The sequence below is a fragment of the Thermanaeromonas sp. genome (assembly GCF_021890735.1).
Taxonomy (GTDB): domain Bacteria; phylum Bacillota; class DSM-521; order Neomoorellales; family Neomoorellaceae; genus Thermanaeromonas.
The window spans coordinates 1-2,915 of sequence record NZ_JAKKUR010000132.1 but is presented as its reverse complement, the minus strand read 5'-3'; the positions used below and the strand labels follow the sequence as shown (position 1 = coordinate 2,915).

Annotated in this window: 3 protein-coding genes and 1 pseudogene; all 4 read left to right on the top strand. The window is 48.9% G+C overall.

What is annotated here, in order from left to right:
- Positions 1–257 (top strand): annotated as a pseudogene (locus L5656_RS11130) (Rpn family recombination-promoting nuclease/putative transposase); the annotation flags it as partial.
- A 252-nt stretch (positions 258–509) separates the two neighbouring features.
- Complete coding sequence (locus L5656_RS11125; protein WP_297202943.1) at positions 510–1,118, top strand: class I SAM-dependent methyltransferase; 609 nt, start codon at positions 510–512, stop codon at positions 1,116–1,118.
- A gap of 126 nt (positions 1,119–1,244) precedes the next feature.
- On the top strand, positions 1,245–2,141 hold the full coding sequence (locus L5656_RS11120; protein WP_297202940.1) for a metal ABC transporter substrate-binding protein: 897 nt from the start codon (positions 1,245–1,247) through the stop codon (positions 2,139–2,141).
- Positions 2,142–2,169: 28 nt separating this feature from the next.
- Positions 2,170–2,915 (top strand): metal ABC transporter ATP-binding protein (locus tag L5656_RS11115; RefSeq protein WP_297202938.1); only part of this gene is annotated, 746 nt, incomplete at its 3' end.

The following is a 2,915-nucleotide window of genomic DNA, read 5'->3' as shown; positions in this document are numbered from 1 at the left end:
TGATAAGCAACCTGGAATTGGTGCTAGAAGAAATGCAGCGGGAGGCTTGGTTAAAGGGATTAAAAGAAGGTGAAGAAAAAGGTAAACTTGAAGGTAGACTTGAAGGTAGACTTGAAGGTAAACTTGAAGGTGAACGTAAAGCCAAACTGCAAGTAGCAAAAAACTTACTGCTTCTTAATGTTGACATTGATACCATTGCCAAAGCCACAGGGCTTAGCCTTGAAGAGATAGAAAGCCTTAAGAAGCAACTGATGTAGTTTCGTTTTGCCCTCCGGCAAAACCCTTTGCGATGAAAGTTGATTGACATTCTGTAGAAAAAGTATTAAGATTTGGCCCAGGGAAGCTGTTGTACGTTAAGGAATAGCAGAGCACAAGCAACCACGTCGAAATCTGGTACAACATTAAGAGGGAAAATTAGAGGCCACGGAGGCCCGACATTTCCTTCCGCGGAAGGGGAAAGGGGTTCGTGGCCTATTTATTTTTCACAAAATCGCGGGGGTGTAATATTGATGGCTATAGTTCACCCTACGGCTCACCGCGAATATTTCAATCAAAAGGCCGGCGAGTGGGATAGTTTATTATCCGAGGAAACAATACAGTGCCTAAGCACAATTATAAAGGAGCTAGCCATTAAACCTGGAAGCCATATTTTGGATGTGGGTACAGGTACGGGTGTACTACTGCCCTTTCTTGTGGAAGCAGCAGGTAAGGACGGCAGAGTAGTGGCGCTGGACATCGCCGAGGAGATGCTAGCCAGAGCTAAAGCTAAGAATATAGAAAATGTGGAGTATGTTTTAGGCGATATAACCTGTACACCTTTTGAGGACAATACCTTCGATGAAATCATCTGTAATTCCTGTTTTCCCCACGTGATCGATAAGCCCCAGGCACTCAGAGAAATGGCTCGTCTTCTAAAACCGGGCGGTAGGCTTGTTATTTGTCACCCTATGAGCAGGGAGGCAGTGAATGAACTGCATAAGTCAATAGGTGGCGTGGTGGGCAACGACCTGCTGCCCGACGATCAGGAGATGCAAAACTTATGCAGGCAGGCTGGGCTGGAGGAGGTGAATATTGTTAATACCCACGAAAAGTACGTCCTTACCGCTCGAAAACCATAACCCCTTTGGCCAGATATAACTTCAAAATATACTTTTCCATTTAAGCGAATACTTTTTGCGCAGAGTATTAGAGAAAGGTTTACTGGACGGGCATAAATAAATAGACTTAGGGAGGTTAGTTAAGGGATGGCCCAAATAACTGGTAGCCGTTGGGGAGGTCGCAGCAAAGGTCTTAAAAGGGTTTATTCCTTCCTTGCAGGAGCAATGGCGTTGCTTTTTCTTTCTCTAGCTGTTTTGGGGTGCGGAGCAAAGGAAGCTGAGAAACTCAAGGTTGCTACTGGAACATCCTTGATTGCTGATATCGTTCAAAGGGTAGGCGGTGATAAAGTAGAGGTGGTCAATATTGTTCCTCCTACTTCATGCCCAGGGCATTTTGATCTTAAGCCAGGCGATGTGCAGAAGCTAGCGCAAGCTAAGCTCTTCTTGCGCCACGACTGGCAAGGGAAGATGTTTACTCAGGAATTGATTGATTCTGTACATAATAAGGACCTGCAAGTTATTGAGATTGCCGTAGCTGGCAACTGGATGGCACCTCCGGTGCAAAAGGAGGCGGTTAAAAAAATTACAGAAGTATTAATGGAAAAAGATCCGGCCCACAAGTCTTATTATGAAGAAAATGCCAAGCGGTTGCTTTCCTCTATTGAGGAAAAGGAAAAGGAGATACGCGCTAAGCTAGAAGCTGCTAATGTTAGCACCGTGAAAGTGCTTTGTGCTGAGATGCAGCAGGGGTTTTTAAAGTGGGCGGGCTTTGACATCGTGGCTACTTACGGGCGGCCAGAGGAACTCAATCCGCAAAAAATACAGGAACTTATAAGTAAGGGAAGGCAGGCGGGCGTAAAGCTGGTAGTCGATAACCTCCAGAGCGGTCCGGATGCTGGAAAGGGCATAGCTAAGGAGTTGGGAGCGGCGCAGGTCACCATATCCAATTTCCCTGGCGGTTTTCCACAGACTGATACTTGGAGCGCTGCCCTGGAGAAAAACGTCGAGTTGCTTTTGAATGCCCTTAAGAGAAGCCAAAGCTGAGATCACCTGTAGGAGGCGGCTCGAAAGTTTGTTGTCTTCTAATGAGGCGATAATTAGGATCCAGGATGCTGTAGTTTCCTATAGGGAAGACGTAGCTTTGCGGGGCGTTAGCCTGACAGTGCGAAGGGGCGAGTTAGTAGGCATCATAGGGCCAAACGGGGCAGGAAAAACCACCCTGCTTACTCTGGTAAACGGGTTGGGAAAGCTGCTTCGGGGACAGGTAGAGGTGCTGGGATACTCGCTTAACAGGGGTTGTCCCCATACTTTACGCAGGCGTATCGGCTACGTGCCGCAGATTCAGAGCATTGATCCCCGGATGCCGGTAAATGTTTGGGAAGTGGTCATGATGGGGCGCTACGGGCGCCTAGGTCTGCTGCGCCGGCCCGGTTCTATCGACCGGGAGATTGTGGACTGTATGCTAAGGCTTGTGGGTATGAGCCACTTGGCCCAACGCCCCATCGGCCATCTCTCAGGAGGTGAGCAGCAGCGGGTGGCTATTGCCCGGGCCCTGGCCCAGGAGCCAGATATTCTATTGCTGGACGAACCGACTACCGGCTTGGACCGCCGGGCAAGGATAGAGATAATGGCCCTGGTTAAGGAGATCCACCGCTCCCGCTGCCTGACTACTCTGATGGTCACCCATGAACTAAAGACGGCAGCGACACTCTGCGACCGGCTGGTCTTGATGAGAGAAGGTCGCATCTGGGCTCAGGGTAGGCCGGACGAGGTATTGCGGGAGGAAGTTTTAGACCTGTTGTATGAGGATGAAGAGAG

Excerpts from the sequence above, each read along its gene's own strand:
- L5656_RS11125 (WP_297202943.1), top strand. The coding sequence starts at position 510 with ATGGCTATAGTTCACCCTACGGCTCACCGCGAATATTTCAATCAAAAG.
- L5656_RS11120 (WP_297202940.1), top strand. The coding sequence starts at position 1,245 with ATGGCCCAAATAACTGGTAGCCGTTGGGGAGGTCGCAGCAAAGGTCTT.